General features: G+C 64.8%; 16 protein-coding genes and 1 pseudogene. 7 read left to right on the top strand and 10 right to left on the bottom strand.

The window, feature by feature from the left end:
* Positions 1-62: 62 nt before the first annotated feature.
* The 3 genes from ACIQF4_RS13975 to ACIQF4_RS13965 all read left to right on the top strand — a co-directional run bounded on the left by ACIQF4_RS13975 (position 63) and on the right by ACIQF4_RS13965 (position 2,693).
* Complete coding sequence (locus tag ACIQF4_RS13975) at positions 63-773, top strand: response regulator transcription factor (protein WP_350004879.1); 711 nt, start codon at positions 63-65, stop codon at positions 771-773.
* A gap of 2 nt (positions 774-775) precedes the next feature.
* Positions 776-2,299, top strand: coding sequence for an ATP-binding protein (locus ACIQF4_RS13970; protein WP_400516403.1), 1,524 nt, complete (start codon positions 776-778; stop codon positions 2,297-2,299).
* Positions 2,300-2,405: 106 nt separating this feature from the next.
* Entirely contained in the window at positions 2,406-2,693 is a 288-nt protein-coding gene (locus tag ACIQF4_RS13965; protein WP_350004883.1) for a WXG100 family type VII secretion target, read from the top strand.
* Between the two features lie 7 nt (positions 2,694-2,700).
* Here ACIQF4_RS13965 and ACIQF4_RS13960 read toward each other — a convergent pair whose 3' ends face one another.
* A complete protein-coding gene (locus tag ACIQF4_RS13960) occupies positions 2,701-3,663 on the bottom strand; it encodes an RNase H family protein (protein WP_400516404.1) in 963 nt (320 codons plus the stop codon).
* 208 nt (positions 3,664-3,871) lie between these two features.
* On the opposite strand from ACIQF4_RS13960, the gene ACIQF4_RS13955 reads away from it, so the two are divergent.
* Positions 3,872-5,179, top strand: a complete 1,308-nt coding sequence (locus tag ACIQF4_RS13955) for an ABC transporter substrate-binding protein (protein ID WP_400516405.1) — start codon at positions 3,872-3,874, stop codon at positions 5,177-5,179.
* A gap of 87 nt (positions 5,180-5,266) precedes the next feature.
* On the opposite strand, the gene groL is transcribed toward ACIQF4_RS13955, so the two are convergent.
* From groL to ACIQF4_RS13930, 5 genes are all read right to left on the bottom strand, one after another.
* Complete coding sequence (gene groL, locus ACIQF4_RS13950; protein ID WP_142030283.1) at positions 5,267-6,901, bottom strand: chaperonin GroEL; 1,635 nt, start codon at positions 6,899-6,901, stop codon at positions 5,267-5,269.
* Between the two features lie 288 nt (positions 6,902-7,189).
* Positions 7,190-8,464 (bottom strand): ABC transporter substrate-binding protein, encoded by a 1,275-nt coding sequence (locus tag ACIQF4_RS13945; protein WP_400516406.1) that lies wholly within the window; start codon positions 8,462-8,464, stop codon positions 7,190-7,192.
* Entirely contained in the window at positions 8,461-8,667 is a 207-nt protein-coding gene (locus ACIQF4_RS13940; protein ID WP_146031895.1) for a cold-shock protein, read from the bottom strand. Before ACIQF4_RS13940 ends, ACIQF4_RS13945 begins: the two co-directional genes overlap by 4 nt.
* 192 nt (positions 8,668-8,859) lie before the next feature.
* A complete protein-coding gene (locus tag ACIQF4_RS13935; protein WP_400516407.1) occupies positions 8,860-9,504 on the bottom strand; it encodes a LytR C-terminal domain-containing protein in 645 nt (214 codons plus the stop codon).
* Between the two features lie 50 nt (positions 9,505-9,554).
* Positions 9,555-9,884, bottom strand: a complete 330-nt coding sequence (locus ACIQF4_RS13930) for a DUF3263 domain-containing protein (protein WP_350004891.1) — start codon at positions 9,882-9,884, stop codon at positions 9,555-9,557.
* Between the two features lie 143 nt (positions 9,885-10,027).
* Here ACIQF4_RS13930 and ACIQF4_RS13925 point away from each other — a divergent pair, with 143 nt between their 5' ends.
* The gene (locus tag ACIQF4_RS13925; RefSeq protein ID WP_350004893.1) at positions 10,028-10,798 is read left to right on the top strand and encodes a uracil-DNA glycosylase; all 771 of its coding nucleotides are present in this window, start codon (positions 10,028-10,030) and stop codon (positions 10,796-10,798) included.
* A 14-nt stretch (positions 10,799-10,812) separates the two neighbouring features.
* Entirely contained in the window at positions 10,813-11,652 is an 840-nt protein-coding gene (locus ACIQF4_RS13920; protein ID WP_400516408.1) for a siderophore-interacting protein, read from the top strand.
* A 14-nt stretch (positions 11,653-11,666) separates the two neighbouring features.
* Here ACIQF4_RS13920 and ACIQF4_RS13915 read toward each other — a convergent pair whose 3' ends face one another.
* The 3 genes from ACIQF4_RS13915 to ACIQF4_RS13905 all read right to left on the bottom strand — a co-directional run bounded on the left by ACIQF4_RS13915 (position 11,667) and on the right by ACIQF4_RS13905 (position 15,764).
* Complete coding sequence (locus ACIQF4_RS13915) at positions 11,667-13,169, bottom strand: threonine/serine exporter ThrE family protein (protein ID WP_400516409.1); 1,503 nt, start codon at positions 13,167-13,169, stop codon at positions 11,667-11,669.
* A gap of 51 nt (positions 13,170-13,220) precedes the next feature.
* Positions 13,221-14,534, bottom strand: coding sequence for a peptidoglycan bridge formation glycyltransferase FemA/FemB family protein (locus tag ACIQF4_RS13910; RefSeq protein WP_400516410.1), 1,314 nt, complete (start codon positions 14,532-14,534; stop codon positions 13,221-13,223).
* A 96-nt stretch (positions 14,535-14,630) separates the two neighbouring features.
* On the bottom strand, positions 14,631-15,764 hold the full coding sequence (locus ACIQF4_RS13905) for a lipid II:glycine glycyltransferase FemX (protein ID WP_400516411.1): 1,134 nt from the start codon (positions 15,762-15,764) through the stop codon (positions 14,631-14,633).
* Positions 15,765-15,874: 110 nt separating this feature from the next.
* On the opposite strand from ACIQF4_RS13905, the gene ACIQF4_RS13900 reads away from it, so the two are divergent.
* A complete protein-coding gene (locus tag ACIQF4_RS13900) occupies positions 15,875-16,420 on the top strand; it encodes a TspO/MBR family protein (RefSeq protein WP_400516412.1) in 546 nt (181 codons plus the stop codon).
* Between the two features lie 16 nt (positions 16,421-16,436).
* Here ACIQF4_RS13900 and ACIQF4_RS13895 read toward each other — a convergent pair.
* Positions 16,437-16,679 (bottom strand): annotated as a pseudogene (locus tag ACIQF4_RS13895) (L-serine ammonia-lyase, iron-sulfur-dependent, subunit alpha); the annotation flags it as partial.
* Positions 16,680-16,773: the final 94 nt, after the last annotated feature.

The raw sequence follows: 16,773 nt of genomic DNA, 5'->3' as shown, positions 1-16,773 counted from the left end.
TCCCCACCGGGCTTCCATCCAACGTCCAGACAACTCCCAGAGTCTGGGAGCATGATAGAAGCATGAACAAGAACGGTCCAGAAGCGAAGCTCCTCGTTGTCGACGACGAACCCAACATCCGCGAGCTGCTCTCCACCTCGCTGCGGTTTGCCGGATTCGACGTCGTTTCGGCGTCCAACGGGCGTGACGCCCTTGCCGCCGCGGATGCCCACGCCCCGGACCTGGCCGTGCTGGATGTCATGCTCCCTGACATGGACGGCTTCACCGTTACCCGCCGGCTCCGCGCCGCGGGGAAACACTTCCCTGTCTTGTTCCTCACCGCCAAGGACGACACCGAGGACAAGGTCACCGGGCTCACTGTCGGCGGGGATGACTACGTCACCAAACCCTTCAGCCTCGATGAGGTGGTGGCCCGGATCCGGGCTGTCCTGCGCCGGACGCAGCCGATGGTGGATGACGACGCCGTGATCCGCGTGGACGACCTTGAGCTCGACGACGACGCCCACGAGGTACGCCGCGGCGGCACCGTCATCGAGCTCTCCCCCACCGAGTTCAAGCTGCTCCGCTACCTCATGCTCAACCCCAACCGGGTGCTCTCCAAGTCGCAGATCCTGGACCACGTCTGGGAGTACAACTTCAACGGTGACGCCTCCATCGTGGAGTCGTACATTTCCTACCTTCGGCGGAAGGTAGACATCGATCCCGACGCCCCCGCGCTGATCCAGACCAAGCGCGGCGTGGGCTACGTGCTCCGGACGGCAGAAAAGCGCTGACCTTGCTGCAGCGATGGAAGTCGGCGTCCCTGAGGACGCAGCTGGTGGCCATGATCATGGCGCTGCTGATAGTTGCCCTGACGGTGACCGGGGCTGGAACGTTGGCGCTGCTGCACAGTTACCTGCAGGCGCAGGTGGACGACAAGCTGTATGCAGCTGTTGACCTGGCCCGGAAACAGCGCTCCTTTACGCCCCTGCAGGCTCCCACCAACCCAATGGTCCCCACAGATTATTCGCTGATTCTCTTCGCCCCGGGCGAAGACCCGTATCCGTTCGGCGGCGATGTGGACAACCGCCCGGACATCAGCTCCATCTCTGTGGAGCAGGCCCAGGCACGCGGGGCGGTCCCCTACCAGGTGCGCGGCACGGACGGCGAGAACTGGCGGGTGGTCGCCGTACCCGTCCAGAACGGCCAGACGACTGCAGTGGTGGCCATCGGACTGCCCCTGCGGAGCGTGGACGACGTCCTCAAGCACGCCACCCTGGTGGTGACTGGAGTGGGTCTGCTGACGCTGCTGCTCGCATCCCTCATTGCAAGCTGGACCGTCTCCCGTTCCTTCCGGCCCCTTGCCCGGGTGGAAAAGACCGCGGCGGCAATCGCCGCGGGCGATCTCTCCCGCCGCGTGGAGGTCGAAAACCCCGGCACCGAGCTGGGGCGGCTGAGCAGGTCATTGAATGCCATGCTCGCCCATATCGAAACAGCCTTCGCGGCACGCACTGCGTCGGAGGCGAGGATGCGGCGGTTCGCGGCCGATGCCTCCCACGAGCTGCGGACCCCGCTGGTGACCATCAGAGGTTTCTCCGAGCTGTACCGGCATGGTGCGCTGGCCACGGAGGAGGACGTGTCCACTGCCATGGGGAGGATCGAAAGCGAAGCCAAGCGCATGGGTTCGATGGTGGAGGACCTGCTGCTGCTGGCCCGCCTTGATGAGCAGCGTCCGCTGCAGCAAAAGCCCGTGGACCTGCAGCTCATTGCGCACGACGCCGTAGTGGATACCCAGGCCAGCGACCGCTCCCGCGTGATTTCGCTGACGGGGCTGGACGGCGGTCCCGCCACACCGGCTCCCGCCCTGGGCGACGAAGCCAAGCTCCGCCAGGTAGTAGGCAACCTGGTGGGCAACGCCCTGCGTTACACCCCGGAGGGCAGCCCCATCGAGCTGGCGGTGGGGGTCCGGCCGGCGGAAGACGGGCAGCTTCGCTCCGTCATCGAAGTTCGGGACCATGGTCCGGGCATCTCGGAAGAAGACGCGTCCAAGGTCTTCGAGCGGTTCTACCGGGCGGACACGTCCAGGACGCGGGACACGGGAGGCAGCGGGCTGGGACTCGCCATCGTTGCCGCGATCGTGGGCTCCCACGGCGGCAGCGTTCGGGTTGAAAAGACCGACGGCGGCGGCGCCACCCTTGTGGTCAGCCTCCCGCAGCGTGACGACGTTCCGGATTCGGGAATGGGCGTGGATGAGAGCCGCATGGCAGCGGACCGCGTGGACGAGAAGAAGGGCAACGGCGGCGAAGTTATGCACATATAGCCGCCGGCGGTGGAAGCGTCCGGTGCAGTTTACCTACGCTCGAGGGCAAGGGGCCGGACCGGCCGGGCCCGCAGGCGCAAGTTGCCGCACAGCGAGAGGCACCACCATGAGCATCATCTCGGTCGATACCGAACTCCTTCAGCTGAAGTCCGCCAGCGTCCAGGCCACGGTGGACAGAATCAGCGCCGACGTCCAGGCCATGAAACGAGGCCTGGACGAACTCCAGGGTTCGTGGCGGGGCTCTGCCGCCACAAACTTCCAGGCACTCATCACTGAATGGACCCTTACGCAGGGACGGGTGGAAGCCTCACTTGCATCCATCAACACGGCGCTTGCCTCAGCAGCGGCAACCTACGCGCAGGCGGAGCAGGGGAATACCCAGCGGTTCAGCTGAGCGGTGGCTAGGCTTCGGGTGTGCCCTGGTGGAACCGCAGCCGCCACCGGCCGCCATCCAGCACCCACAGTGAGCTTCGCAGAGTGGTGCCGGAGCGTGCATAGCTGCGGTAGGTAAGGAGGACCGCCTCCGCACCGATGCGTTCCGCGTCCAGGATCTCAATGTCCGTACGCTCGCCAGGGTCCTCCTCGAGGGCCATCATCATGGCGTCCCGGGTCCACATCCTGCCCGAACTGCCGATCTCCGTGAAGTCGGGGTGGAGCAGGACCGCTGTCCGGCCGATATCCCCGCGAACCAGCGGCCCCAGCAGCTCCCGTTCAAGTTCCTCCACGATGGCCTCAGGCGGGGCTTCAGCTGCTTTTGCGGCAGTCCCAGGCTCATCGAACCCGCGGTTATCCAGCTGGCTGAACAGGTCCGGTTCCTCGTAGGCCACTGCCTGTTTTTCTGGTTGCAGCGGTGCGCTTCGGGTTTCCTGCTTTGCCGGCGCCGGGTGGGCATGGTGGGCCCCGGGATATCCTGGCCCTGAACGGGCAGCCACGCCCTGCTGGTAGGCCGTTGCGGCGGCCCTGGCACGTTCGTCGGCGGCCTCGTTCAGGTCATGCCCGGCATGCCCCTTCACCCACTCGAAGGTGTACTTCCGGCCGGCAAGCTCCCGGTCCAGTTCCTTGAGGAGGTCCACATTGAGGACCGGCTTGCCGTCGGCTTTGCGCCAGCCCTTCCGCTTCCACCCCGGCATCCACTTGGTAATCGAATTGATGACGTACTGGCTGTCACACAGGATGTGAAGGTCCTCCTGGGGAAGGTGGGCCGTGGCGCGCAACAGGTCCAGGACCGCCATCAGTTCGCCCTGGTTGTTTGTCCCATGGGGCCACCCGCCCGCACGCCAGCAGTCGTCATTCACATACCAGGCCCAGCCGGCCGGACCGGGGTTTCCCAAGGCCGAGCCGTCAGCCGCTGCAGTTATCGTCACCGGTCCATCCTGCCAGACGGCCATGACAAACCGGAGACCGGCCCCCTGTCATCGCCTGGAAAGCGGTTACCAAAAGTACTTGACGCGGACGGAGCGGGACAGGCAGAATCGCTGTATTGAAACGAGAAAGCGTTTTCTCATTCGCCCGATGTACACAGATGCAGCGGCAGCCGACGGGAAGCGCCCTCAGCACCAGGAAGGCACATCAATGACGATCCCAACCCTCAGCCGGAGGAAATTCCAGCTCGGCGCAGCAGCAGTTGCGCTTTCCCTCCTCGCCACAGGCTGCGGCACCTCCTCAGGCTCGGAGAGCAACGAGGAAGTAACCCTCAGGTTTGCCTGGTGGGGAAACGAGTACCTCAACGCCCAGACCGAAAAGGTGATCGACACCTTCGAGGCGGAACACCCAAACATCAAGATTGAGTCCGAGCCCGGCGAGTGGGGCAGCTACTGGGACAAGCTGGCCACCAAGACTGCTGCCAACGATGCACCGGACGTCATCCAGATGGACCAGAAGTACATCGCGGAATACGGCGGGCGCGGGGCGCTCCTTGACCTGTCCAAGCAGGAAGGCATCGATACTTCGAAACTTGACAAGGAAGCACTGGCCTCGGGCCAGTATGACGGCGCCCAGTACGGACTGAGCACCGGCCAGAACGCCTACGTCATCATGGCCAACACCAAGGTTTTCGAAGCTGCGAATGTTCCCATCCCGGATGACACCACCTGGACGTGGGACGACTTCATGGAAACAGCCTCGAAGATCAGCGCCGCCGGAGACGGCAAGAACTACGGCGCCGCGTACGGCAGCAATGAAGCAGACCTGATCATCTGGCTGCGCCAGCATGGGGAAAACCTGTATTCCCAGGACGGCAAGCTCGACTTCGATACCGCCACCGCAGCATCCTTCTGGGAGCGGCTGAAGGAACAGCGCGATTCCAAGGCGAGCCCACCGGCCACGGTGGCCACAGAAGACTCCGGCGCCGGGCTCGAGGAAAGCCTCTTCGGCACCAACAGGGTGGGCATGGCGTGGTGGTGGACCAACCAGCTCGGATCCCTCGAATCCACCACCGGGAGCAGTATCAAGATGCTCCGGGCACCCAGCATCGACGGTTCAGCGGCTGAGAACGGGATGTACTACAAGCCCACCATGTTCTGGTCCGCCTCGTCACGCTCCAAGCATCCGGAAGCCGCTTCCACCTTCATCAACTACCTGGCCAACAGCCCGGAGGCCGGGGCAATCCTGATGACGGACCGCGGCGTGCCTACCAACACGGACATCGTTGAAAGCATCACGCCGTCCCTGAAGCCTGCCGATACCACGGTGGTGGGTTTCCTGAAGGACATTGCCCCCGATATCAAGGAGGCGCCACCGGTCCCGCCGGTGGGCGCAGGCAGCGTGCAGAACGTCATCAAGCGCTACACCGATGAGGTCCTCTATGACCGCCTTACCCCCCAGGCCGCAGCTGAAGCCTTCAAGAAGGAAGTTGAAGGGATGCTGGCCAGCGCCAAGTAGTAACAGCCCGCGGTAAACACAAATGCGGCCCCCTCCGGAGAGGGGGCCGCATTTGTGTGCAGCGGGACAGGTCCCGGCATGGAAGGCTTAGAAGCCGCCCATGCCGCCCATGCCGCCCATGTCGTCTCCGCCTGCGGGGGCAGCGTTCTTCTCGGGCTTGTCAGCCACCACTGCTTCGGTGGTGAGGAACAGGCCGGCGATGGAAGCCGCGTTCTGCAGGGCAGAGCGGGTTACCTTGACGGGATCGTTGACGCCGGCAGCCAGCAGGTCGACGTACTCGCCGGTTGCTGCGTTCAGGCCGTGGCCTGCGGGCAGGCCGCGGACCTTGTCCACAACCACGCCCGGCTCGAGGCCTGCGTTGAAGGCGATCTGCTTCAGCGGAGCGTCGATGGCAACGCGGACGATGTTCGCCCCGGTTGCTTCGTCGCCGGACAGCTGAAGGTTGGCGAATGCCTTGGCTCCGGCCTGGATCAGGGCCACGCCGCCACCGGCAACAATGCCTTCTTCAACTGCAGCCTTGGCATTGCGGACTGCGTCCTCGATGCGGTGCTTGCGTTCCTTGAGCTCAACCTCGGTGGCAGCACCGGCCTTGATGACTGCAACGCCGCCGGCCAGCTTGGCCAGGCGTTCCTGCAGCTTCTCGCGGTCGTAGTCCGAGTCCGAGTTCTCGATCTCGGCGCGGATCTGGGACACGCGGCCTGCGATCTGGTCGGCGTCGCCGGCACCTTCGACGATGGTGGTCTCGTCCTTGGTGACAACAACCTTGCGGGCCTGGCCCAGGAGTTCCAGGCCGGCGTTCTCCAGCTTGAGGCCCACTTCCTCGGAAATGACCTGGCCGCCGGTGAGGACGGCGATGTCGGCAAGCTGTGCCTTGCGGCGGTCGCCGAAGCCCGGAGCCTTGACGGCGACGGACTTGAAGGTGCCGCGGATCTTGTTGACGATCAGGGTGGCCAGGGCCTCGCCCTCGATGTCCTCAGCGATGATCAGCAGCGGCTTGTTGGACTGCATGACCTTTTCCAGGACAGCAACCAGTTCCTTGACGTTGGAGATCTTGGAGTTGACGATCAGGATGTACGGATCCTCGAGGACCGTTTCCTGGCGCTCAGTGTCCGTGACGAAGTAGGCGGAGATGTAGCCCTTGTCGAAGCGCATGCCTTCGGTGAGCTCGAGCTCCAGGCCGAAGGTGTTGGACTCCTCGACCGTGATGACGCCTTCCTTGCCCACCTTGTCCAGGGCTTCGGCGATCAGCGCACCAATTTCGTCGTCACCGGCGGAGATGGAGGCGGTTGCTGCGATCTCTTCCTTGGTTTCGATTTCCTTGGCGGAGTTCAGCAGTTCGGCGGTGACGGCGTCAACGGCCTTCTCGATGCCGCGCTTGAGGGACAGCGGGTCGGCGCCGGCGGCAACGTTGCGCAGGCCTTCCTTGACCAGGGCCTGTGCCAGCACGGTAGCCGTGGTGGTGCCGTCGCCAGCAACGTCGTCAGTCTTCTTGGCAACTTCCTTGACCAGCTCGGCGCCGATCTTCTCGTAAGGATCGTCCAGCTCGATCTCCTTGGCGATGGAAACACCATCGTTGGTGATCGTGGGGGCGCCCCACTTCTTTTCGAGGACGACGTTGCGTCCACGCGGGCCGAGGGTGACCTTAACGGCGTCGGCGAGGATGTTCAGGCCCCGCTCAAGGCCGCGGCGTGCCTCTTCATCAAATGCAATGATCTTGGCCATAACGGCAGTAGTCCTTTCGGGACAGTCGTTAAGAATGAACCTTCGCTGCAGTGCCCGCGACGGACGACCCGTTTGCCGGCGGCCTCTGTATGCCTTCGGGTGAGGGTCTCACTCCAGTTAGGTGTTTCTTCGCTCCTCGACCGGTGCCGGCGCCGCTGGCCGAAGCCACGCTTTGCTTAGCAGTCGGTACGTCAGAGTGCTAACTCAATAATTAGCACTCCCCACGTGAGAGTGCAAGCGAATAAGCAGTGCAAATCGCCCTGGCGGGGGCGTCTTCGCCGAGGGCGATCAGCCGGCGGCGCGGCCTGCCGTTTCTACGCCGGTGGCCGTGGGAATGTTGTCGGCGCCATACGTGAACACCGTGAAGGTGGCTGAGGTGATGTCACCGTTGGCATCGAACGCGACAGGGCCTGATTCGCCGTCGTAATTGATGTCCGCACCGGATGCCTTGCCTTCCAGGCAGTCTTTGTAGCTGGTGCAGGGCGCCGTTCCGGCTGCGTCCGGGCTGTCGGCGGTGCCGCCTGACACTGCGATCAGCGCTGCAGCGATTGAACGCCCGGCATCATCCTCAGCCCTTGCCGCCGCGAGCGCGGCAAGGGTCACGGCGTCGTACGTCTCGGCCGCGAAGGACACGTCTTTCAGGGCCGGATCGATACCCAGCAGCCTGTCCTGGAACTCTGCTGAGGGAAGCTGCCCCGGGACTACCGCCCGTGCACCGTCCATGGCTTTGGTTCCCAGCCTCGAGCCATACCGGCTGAAGGCGCCGTCGCTCAGAATAAGCCTCGAACCCGCGAGGGCTGCGTTGTTCAGCTCAGCCAGGGCGCCCTGGGCGCCGTCACGGGCTATCAGGACGACGGCGTCCGGTTGCGCCTCGCGGATTGCGGCCGCGGCAGCCCCCGCTTCGCCCGGCGTGAATCCAACTTCTGCCAGCACATCCAGTCCCGCCTGCTCAGCGGACGCGGAGACGGCCGCGGAGACATCGCCGCCGTAGGCACCTTCCTGGTATACCACCGAGATAGTGGCGGCTCCGGCGTCCTTGGCGAGCTTGGCCAGCACGGGTCCCTGCGCGACGTCGGCGGCGGCCGTCCGGAAGTAGTATCCGCCGCTGGCAATGCTGCTGAGCGCGGCCGCGGTGTTGGCAGGGGAGATCAGCGGAGTCCGCGCCCTGGAGAGGATATCGACGGCCGCAGCGGCATGGCTGGAGTCCGTGGGGCCGATGACTACATCCGCCTTGGCCTGGACCAGCGCCTGCGCCTGGGACGCTGTGTCCACGCCGGCTTCAACAGGCAGGAGTTCCACCTGACGGCCCTTGTGCCCGCCGGCGGCGTTGATCTCCTTGACGGCGAGCTTGGCGGCCGCCCGTTGGGGACCGTTCAGAAAGCCGTTGGCACCGGCGTTGTCCAGGATCAGGCCAACCCTTAGCGTGCCGTCCCCCGAGGCCTCCGCCGGCTCCGTGCGCGCATTTCCAGTCACTCCGGAGCAGGCGGTCAGGGCCAGCGTGCCGCAGAGGGCTGCGGCGAACAACGGGCGGATGGCGGCAGCGGAAGAAAACGGGTGCTTCACTCGGCCGGCCGGACGCTTTCGGCCTGCGGGCCTTTCTCGCCTTCGCCGACTTCAAGTTCCACACGCTGGCCTTCATCCAGCGCACGGTAGCCCTCACCCTGGATGGCGGACCAGTGGACAAAGATGTCGTCCCCGGAGCCGTCAACGGTGATGAAGCCGTAGCCTTTTTCCGCGTTGAACCATTTGACGGTTCCTCGTGCCATGATGACCACTCTTTCCGTTAGGTGCGGGGTGTTCCGCCGGTGCCGCCGTGACTCGAAGCCCGGAATTCACTTTAGCCAATGCGCACCGGCAGCGCCGGGGCACTGCATGGCCGGCGGCAAACGTTATTCAGGCGTAACCCCTGGCCCTGGCGGGGGAGGATGTGACGTAAGTGTTTGTTGGGAAGCCCGGCGCTACTGGTATCCGGGGCCGAGAACCACCACCAGGGGAACCTGGAATTCGGCGCTCTCCACTACGGCCGGAACGCCCAGGAGTTCAGCGAGAGCTTGCGCACTGGCCTCCTGCGCTGCTCCCGCGTAGAAGATGACGGAGCCCTGCTGCGGCGCCCCTGCCCAGTTGCCTACCTGGCCCAGCGTCCAGCCGTCCGACTGCACGGTTCCCCCCACACGGCTTGCCAGCCCGGCAATTCCCGCAGCGTTGTACACGGCCACGGCCTGGGTTTTGTCCACCACTGCCGTTTGAATGGTGGGCTGTGGGCTGGACGGAGTCTCGTTGCCCGCTGCATCCGGTTCGGAAGAGGACGAAGGCTCCGGCTCGATGGAGGGACTTGCTGACGTGGCCGGCGCAGCGGACGGGGTCGGACCGGTTTCGGCCAGCGGCGCTGCTTCCAGGCTCGACGCCGCCTGGGTGGCAGGACCGTCGAACCCAAGCTTAGGCAGGATCAGGAAGGAAACCACGCCGATGGCCAGCGCAACAACCCCTGCGGTCAGGATGGGCCACAGACGGACCCGGCGCGGAGCAGATGCTGTCCGGTGTACACCTTGTCGCGATGCGGTCTGCGGAACCTTGTCGAATTCATCGCGGGCGTATTTGGTCATGGGAAAGAGACATCCTTGTGTGTAGCTGCTGAGGATTCAGCGTGAGCGTCTTAAGCGTCGGACCCCAGGCGGCGTGCAGTGCGTGCACGGTGACGCGACGTACGTAGTCTACGCAATCTCTTGACCAGCATGGGGTCATGCGCCAGCGCATCCTCGGTGTCGATCAGGGCGTTGAGGAGCTGGTAATAGTGCGTGGCGGACAGGTCGAACAGTTCCCGGATCGCCTGTTCCTTGGCGCCGGCATACTTCCACCACTGCCGCTCCAAGGCAAGCATCTGCTGCTCCCGCTCGCTCAGCGGCGACTCCCGCAGCGTGAAGTCTGCCAACAGGGTGTTCCGTTGTTCCTGCTCCGGCAGGTGCTCCCGAGCTGGCTCCGCCACGGCGCACTCTCCTTAGCTGGTTTACGTAAATGTCTGACCCCCATGCTACGGACGAACAACACCATTGTCATTTGCGCTGTAGCTGAGCCGCGCAGGAGGCGCAGGCACAGCCGGCGCCTCCTGCCGCCTGCAAGAATGGACTGATGTTTGAATCCGACGCCTTGTTTGAGCTGGAGCAGGAACCGACCGGCACCACGGGCTTCGCCGCCCAGGCCCGGCTTCCGCTGGCAGAGCTGATGGCACCGGACTGGGCCGCGGCACTCTCGGACGTGGACGCCGGACTGCGCGCCGTTCTTCGGTTCGCCGCCGATGAAGTAGCAGCCGGGCACCAGGTCCTCCCGGCGCCGTCGAACGTCCTGCGAGCCTTCCGCCAGCCCCTTGCGGAGGTGAAGGTGCTGATTGTGGGACAGGACCCGTACCCCACGCCGGGGCACCCAGTGGGGCTGTCCTTCTCCGTGGATCCGCACGTCCGGCCCATTCCCCGGAGCCTCGCGAACATTTACCGCGAGCTCGAGGCAGACCTGGGAATCCCGCCGAGGGTGCACGGCGACCTGTCTGCGTGGGCCGGCCAGGGGGTACTGCTCCTGAACCGCGTGATGACGGTCCGTGCAGGGTCGGCAGGGTCCCACCGGCGGAAGGGCTGGGAAGAAATTACGACGGCGGCAGTGCAGGCATTGGGCGCGCGGCGGGCACCGGACGGGTCACCCCTGCCTCTGGTCGCGGTCCTGTGGGGGAAGGACGCCGAGAGCGTCCGCCCGCTGCTGCCTGGCGTCCCCTCGGTGTCCAGCGCGCACCCCAGCCCGTTGTCGGCTTCACGGGGTTTCTTTGGTTCCCGACCCTTCAGCCGCGTCAACGCGCTCCTGCGGGAGCAGGGGGCAGCCGGCGTAACCTGGGAGCTCCCGGCAGTACCCTAGCTTAGGCTTGCCTTATGAGCATTGTTCCCGCCGCCACCAGCGCCAGCAAGAAAAGCCGCCCCCAGGTCAACCTCACGGTGGTGCGCCGCGAACAACTGGCGCCGCATATGGTGCGGATTGTTGCGGGCGGCGACGGTTTTGCCGATTTCGTCAACAACGGCTTTGTTGACCGTTACGTCAAGATTGTCTTCCCGCAGCCAGGTGTCCAGTACCCCGTCCCCCTTGATCTGTGGAGCATCCGCGAGACCATGCCCCGGGAACAATGGCCTTTTACGCGCACCTACACCCTTCGCTGGGTGGATACCGGGGCACAGGAACTTGCCATCGACTTTGTGGTCCACGGCGACGAAGGGCTGGCGGGGCCCTGGGCGGCGAGGGCCCAGCCGGGAGACACCCTGACCTTTACCGGCCCGGGCGGGGCGTACAACCCGGACCCCGAAGCTGACTGGTACCTGTTCGCCGGTGACGAGGCAGCCCTGCCGGCCATTGCCGCCTGCATCGAATCCCTCCCGGCGGAAGCGGCCGGCGCCGCTTTCCTCGAGGTTGATTCCGAGGCCGACATCCAACCGATTGCCGCCCCGGCCGGACTGGAACTGCACTGGCTCTTCCGCCGTGGCGTTCCGGCAGGCGAAAGCAGCCTCCTGGTGCAGGCCGTCGCCGCCGCTGACTGGCCCGCCGGCAGAGTGGACGTTTTTGCCCACGGCGAGCGGGGGTACATGAAGGCGCTCCGCGATGTCTTTTTCGTCCAGCGCGGCCTGGAACGCAAGCAGGTGTCCCTGTCCGGGTACTGGGCCAAGGGCCGCGTTGAGGACGCTTTCCAGGCAGAGAAGAAACTGCCCGTAGGGCAAATCTAGGCAGCCGGGCCCGGTCAGCGGCGGCGGGCCCGCCGGCGCTCGTTGCTGGCCAGGCTGCGGGTCAGCGGCCTCGCCAAGGTATCCCCCAGCACGATCCCGCCGGCAGTCCCCAGGACTATGGCGCCGGCGTTGAGCATCCCGCCGGCGCCGAGCAGGATCTCGGCCTCCTCGATGGTCAGCACATACATCGACCGGAAGATGGTCAGGCCGGGCAGCAGGATCAGTGCCGCGGGCACTGCTACCACCAACTGGGGTGCGCCCATCCGCAAGGCGACCACCCGGGCCAGCAGGCCGATCGCCACGGCAGCCAGGGCCGGCGAGAACCGGTCGCCGATGCCCAGCAGGCCGCCGCCCAACAGGACGAGGTAACCTGCGACCCCCACTGCCGCCGTGGGAAGCAGGAGCTGCCAGGTGGTCTGTTCCGTGACACCGATGGCCATCACCGCCACTGCCACAAGAATTACCAGGACCCACAGGTCGTAGGCCGGCGGGAAGGTCTGCGTCACATCGATGCCCTGCATGCCCGTCAGCTGGCCCGCCACAAAAGCGACCGCGATGCCCGCCACGAGCGCACCAAAGGTCAGAAGCGTGGAAAGGAACCGCCCCGCTGCGGTTACAGGGAAACCGTTGATGGCGTCCTGCACCGAGGAGACCAACCGGCCCGTGGGCAGGAGCAGCAGGATTCCCCCCACCACCACGATGGCTGGCGAGGTTGTCAGCCCAAACTGCCACAGGAGCAGGGCAAGCAGGGTGACGGCGAAGGAACAGCTGGCGGTGGTGAAGAAGTCCGGCACCCGCCACCGGCCCAGCTGGCGGGCCAGCAGGCTCACTCCGATGTTGACGGCGAACGCTATGACGGAGGACACCGGCCCGCCGCCCAGCACGGCTACGAACGCTGCGGCAAAAATCCCAAACGCGGCCGTCACCATCCACCGGGGGAAAGGCTTGGGGCTCGTGATTGCCTCGTCAAGCCTGCGGATCGCTTCATCGCGCCCCACTCCCCCGGCAACGATGTCCGTCACCAGCTGATGGACCTTCGCGAGGCCCGCATAGTTGTTGGTCCAGGACCGGACCACCCGCAGCAGCGCGATGGGCGTCTGGTCCTTGGGGGCGTAGTTGATGCCCACCGACTGGTTGGTGATGTCCACTTCGATGTTCTTCAGGCCCAGCGCCGCCGTGACGGCAATGATGCTGGTTTCAACCTCGAGCGCTCCTGCACCGTAGCGGAACATGGTCTCGGCCAGGTGCAGCGCAAAATCCAGGGTCTTCCGGGCGGACGTGTCCACGCCGCCAACCTGGATCATGGGGTTTGCGTAGGGGCTGCCGGTGAGCCTGTCCACGATGCTCATGGGAGCCGTGGGCGGGTTCTCACCCTGGACCAGGCGCCGCAGCATCCTTCTCGCAGCTGCGTTCTGCCGTACTTGGGAGGGAGTCAGCGGCTCGGTTTTGGGCAGGCCGTCGGTGCGCGGCGTTGCTTTCGGTGATCCGCCGCCGGGATGGTCAGGCCGGTCGGTCATGGGTCCCTCCTCCCGTGATGGTGATGTGCAGTGCGTGTCCCGCGGAGCGCGTCAGGCGGAGCGCCGCAGGGGCAGTTTGCCCAGCAGGAGGCGGGCGGCGCCTGCTGCCGCGCGGGCAAGCTTGTGGGCACGGAACACGGCCGGGCGGACGGGCATCACAAAGTCGCCCACGAGCTGGACCACTTCCCCGCCGAAGCCCTTCTTGAACTCGTAGCCGCCGTGGCCTTCCTCGTCCTGGCCGGAGATGCCGAACGTGCCGTAGAAGTTGTATCGCGGGTAGCCCTTCTCAAGGGCGTGCAGCATCATTCCCCAGTACAGCGACGTGGCGCCGTTGAAGTAGATGTAGTCCTGCACGGTGCCGCCGATGACGCAGACCACCTCGTCGCCGTAGCAGACGAAGTGGATGGCGGCCACGGTGGCCACGCCAACGGAATCCGGAAAGCGTTCGATGTCCTTGAGGCTTCGCTCGTAGCTGTCCACCAGGTCCTGGACCACTTTGAGCCGGTTGGCCTTCTTCTTGCTGCCTGTCTCTTCCACTTCGCGGCGCAGTTCGGCCGCGGTGGCCGATTCCTCGGCAAGCCGGTCCGTAATGGATTTCCGGTAGGCGGGAATGTCGATCTTGGCCATCATGAGTTTGGTGAACTCTGCGGAGGTGGTGCGGAGCAGCTGTTCGTAGTAGGCGCGTTCGCGGTAGACGAAACCCTTTTCGTCGCCGGCCCGGCTCAGGGCGCCGTAGAAATCGTCAAGGGTTTCCAGCGTTGCCTGTTCCAGGAAAACACCGTTCTTTTCCGCTTTGCGGATGGCTTTCCGGGTCCGGTAGCTGGTGCCCATGATCAGTTCTTCCGCGTCCTGGACGCCTTCCAGGCTCTTGATGAACATCCAGTTCACGTTGACGAAGTTCATGTCCAGCCCCTGGTGCTGGAAGCCCAGCCCGCCCAGCTGTGCCACCAGCGGCCTGTTGTCCTCCACCTCGGGGTGTTCCGCGCCATCGGCGTCGCGGGCAATGTACTTGAGGTTCGGGGAGATCCGCAGCTCCGCGGCTTTCCGTTCCACGGCGCGTTTGCGGAGAAGTCCGACGACGGCGCGCACCAGCCCAGCGTCCGTGTAGTCCATCAGGGGGCCCTTGGCGCATTCGCAGATGGTGTAGCCGAGGCGTGTGGTGGTGTAGTTCAGCTTGCCGGCCGCTACCAGTTCACCGTCGCGGCGGACGCCGAAGAGTTCAACCTGCTGCCCCCTGGCGCGCTGGAACCTTGTGAAGTCGAGGGACTGGAGGAAGCTGTTTTGCGGGTGCTTCAGCGCGAACTGTTCGAATTCGGCGTCGCTGAGCACGGCGAACTCCAGGTCGGCGGCGGAAATTGCAGTCAAGGGGTTACCTTCTTCACGAATGGGGGCTGGCAGAGGCAGGCTGTGGGCTGGGTCGGCGGCGGGACGCGGAGCAGTCAGGTGGCCCCGCCTGACAGGTCAGTAGAACTGCTGGCCGGTGCGGGCAGTTTCGATCCGGCGGAACACCTTCTCGGCTCCCTTGACCCAGAGCTTGTGTTTTACGGGCGAAAGAACGTAGTCGTGGCAGCCCACAAAATCGGTGACGGTTTTGGTGAAGCTGGTCTTGAACATGCCCATCCCGTAAAGATTGTGGCTCTTGTCCTTGATCAGTGAGGCTGGCGGGGTGCCGCAGAAGTCGTATTCCCTGCATCCCAGTTCCTGCATGCGCCGGATGGCAGCCCACTGGACCAGGTGCGAGTCGCCGTACTGCTTGCGGTTCTGGGTGGAGCCGCCGTCCTTGTAGGTCGCTTTGGCCCCGTAGTTGATGACGAAGGCTCCCACGCTGGGTTTTCCGTCTTCGTAAGTGAAGAAGAAGTTGCCCTGGCCCCGGTTGCAGAATTCGTCCCAGAAGGCTGCGTAATACTCGTAGCTGCGCAGCGGCATGGAGCCTTTGGCGTTGACGGTGTCCGCCATGAGGTCGTAGAGGGCCCGGTAGGTTTCCGGACCGTGTTCCTGGCGGACCACTTCGCAGCCTTCCCGCTCGGCCCGGCGGATGGCGTTACGTGCCCGGGAGGAGATGGCCTTGAACACTGCTTCTTCCGGGGCGGAGATATCTAGCAGCGCAGTGGAGTCGTTGGACTGGATGTTGGGCGCCTTGACCAGGCCCGCTTCCAACAGGCGCGCCTGAGCCTCTTCAGACTCCACGATGTCCGGTTCGATCTTGATGGTGAAGACGTTGAGCTTCCGGCCGCGCACGAAAGCTGCGCAGGCCTCCAGCGCCGCGCGAAGGTCCGCCGCCGCCTCCAGGTCGGGGCCCTTGATGAGGTACCAAAGCCGGCCCAGCAGGGGAAAGCTCCTTTCGAGCACCAGGTTGTAGCTGGCAGAGGCACCGTATTCGAGGACCAGGAAGCGGACTTTCCAGCCGCTGCCGTTCTTTACCGACGCGTACGCGGCTGACTGCAGCATGTTGCCGCCGTTGGGGTTGGCCGTGACGTGCTTGTCCCAGTTTTCAATCTCTTCGGCTGTGGCAAAACGTGCGGTAAATTCTCGCAAGGGGGCCGTGTCCAATCGGTTTCGTGCGCGGTTTCGGTACTCGTGTCTGCGTGCGGACATGCAGCCTCAAGTCTAAAGCCTGATGCCGCTGCCCCTTTTCAGGAGCCCGCCGGTGCCTGCCTTTGCCCCGTGGCCTTGACTCGGGTGGACCGGTTGGCAAGGGTTGAGGCATGCAGCCGAACCGCGAAGAGTTGTCATTGCCGCCGGATGGAAGGGACCAGCCGTACAGTACGCGGGTGCAGGCAGCGGTGCTGGCTGGATTTCTGGTGGCTTCCTTCCTGGTGGCCGGACTCGGCGGATTCTCCACGGTGGACAACGTGGACGGTTGGTATGCCACGGCTGACAAGGCCCCCTGGTCCCCGCCGAACTGGCTCTTCGGCCCGGTGTGGACGCTGCTGTACGCAGCCATGGCGGTGGCAGCCTGGCTGGTCTGGCGGAAGCGTGCTCCCAAGACCAGGCCGGCGCTGACGGCCTACGCGGTCCAGCTGGGGCTGAATCTCGCCTGGACTCCGGTGTTCTTCGGCCTCTATCCCGCTTTGGGTACGGCTGCGCTATGGCTCGCCCTGGCCATTATCGTGGCCTTGATCGCCGCGGTCACGGTGACAGTGCTCTATTTCGGCCCCATCAGCAGGACCGCGGGACTGCTGCTGCTCCCCTACATTGCCTGGCTGGTCTTCGCGTCCACTTTGAACTGGTGGGCTGCGGTCCACAACTGAAGGTTCCCTGGGGCTCTCAGCATTCGACGACGTTGACGGCGAGGCCGCCCATCGCCGTTTCCTTGTATTTAGAACTCATGTCCTTGCCGGTCTCACGCATGGTCACGATCACCTCGTCCAGCGACACCCGGTGGGACCCGTCGCCCCAGAGCGCCATCTTCGCGGCGTTGATCGCCTTCGCCGCCGCGATCGCGTTCCGCTCAATGCACGGGACCTGCACCAGACCGCCGATCGGATCACACGTCAATCCAAGGTTGTGCGGCTCTTCGGAATCAAGGGTGTAGCGAGGGTCTGAAACCTCCGGCCTCGAGCAGGCTCCTGGCTGTGTAGTTCGCGAGGTTGCGGAAGCCGAG

The sequence above is a fragment of the Pseudarthrobacter sp. NPDC092202 genome (assembly GCF_044755505.1).
In the GTDB taxonomy this organism is placed as follows: Bacteria; Actinomycetota; Actinomycetes; order Actinomycetales; family Micrococcaceae; genus Arthrobacter.
This window is presented reverse-complemented; position numbering and strand designations above follow the sequence as displayed.

Excerpts from the sequence above, each read along its gene's own strand:
- ACIQF4_RS13975 (WP_350004879.1), top strand. The coding sequence starts at position 63 with ATGAACAAGAACGGTCCAGAAGCGAAGCTCCTCGTTGTCGACGACGAA.
- ACIQF4_RS13965 (WP_350004883.1), top strand. The coding sequence starts at position 2,406 with ATGAGCATCATCTCGGTCGATACCGAACTCCTTCAGCTGAAGTCCGCC.
- ACIQF4_RS13955 (WP_400516405.1), top strand. The coding sequence starts at position 3,872 with ATGACGATCCCAACCCTCAGCCGGAGGAAATTCCAGCTCGGCGCAGCA.
- groL (WP_142030283.1), bottom strand. The coding sequence starts at position 6,901 with ATGGCCAAGATCATTGCATTTGATGAAGAGGCACGCCGCGGCCTTGAG.
- ACIQF4_RS13940 (WP_146031895.1), bottom strand. The coding sequence starts at position 8,667 with ATGGCACGAGGAACCGTCAAATGGTTCAACGCGGAAAAAGGCTACGGC.
- ACIQF4_RS13935 (WP_400516407.1), bottom strand. The coding sequence starts at position 9,504 with ATGACCAAATACGCCCGCGATGAATTCGACAAGGTTCCGCAGACCGCA.
- ACIQF4_RS13925 (WP_350004893.1), top strand. The coding sequence starts at position 10,028 with ATGTTTGAATCCGACGCCTTGTTTGAGCTGGAGCAGGAACCGACCGGC.
- ACIQF4_RS13920 (WP_400516408.1), top strand. The coding sequence starts at position 10,813 with ATGAGCATTGTTCCCGCCGCCACCAGCGCCAGCAAGAAAAGCCGCCCC.
- ACIQF4_RS13915 (WP_400516409.1), bottom strand. The coding sequence starts at position 13,169 with ATGACCGACCGGCCTGACCATCCCGGCGGCGGATCACCGAAAGCAACG.
- ACIQF4_RS13905 (WP_400516411.1), bottom strand. The coding sequence starts at position 15,764 with ATGTCCGCACGCAGACACGAGTACCGAAACCGCGCACGAAACCGATTG.
- ACIQF4_RS13900 (WP_400516412.1), top strand. The coding sequence starts at position 15,875 with ATGCAGCCGAACCGCGAAGAGTTGTCATTGCCGCCGGATGGAAGGGAC.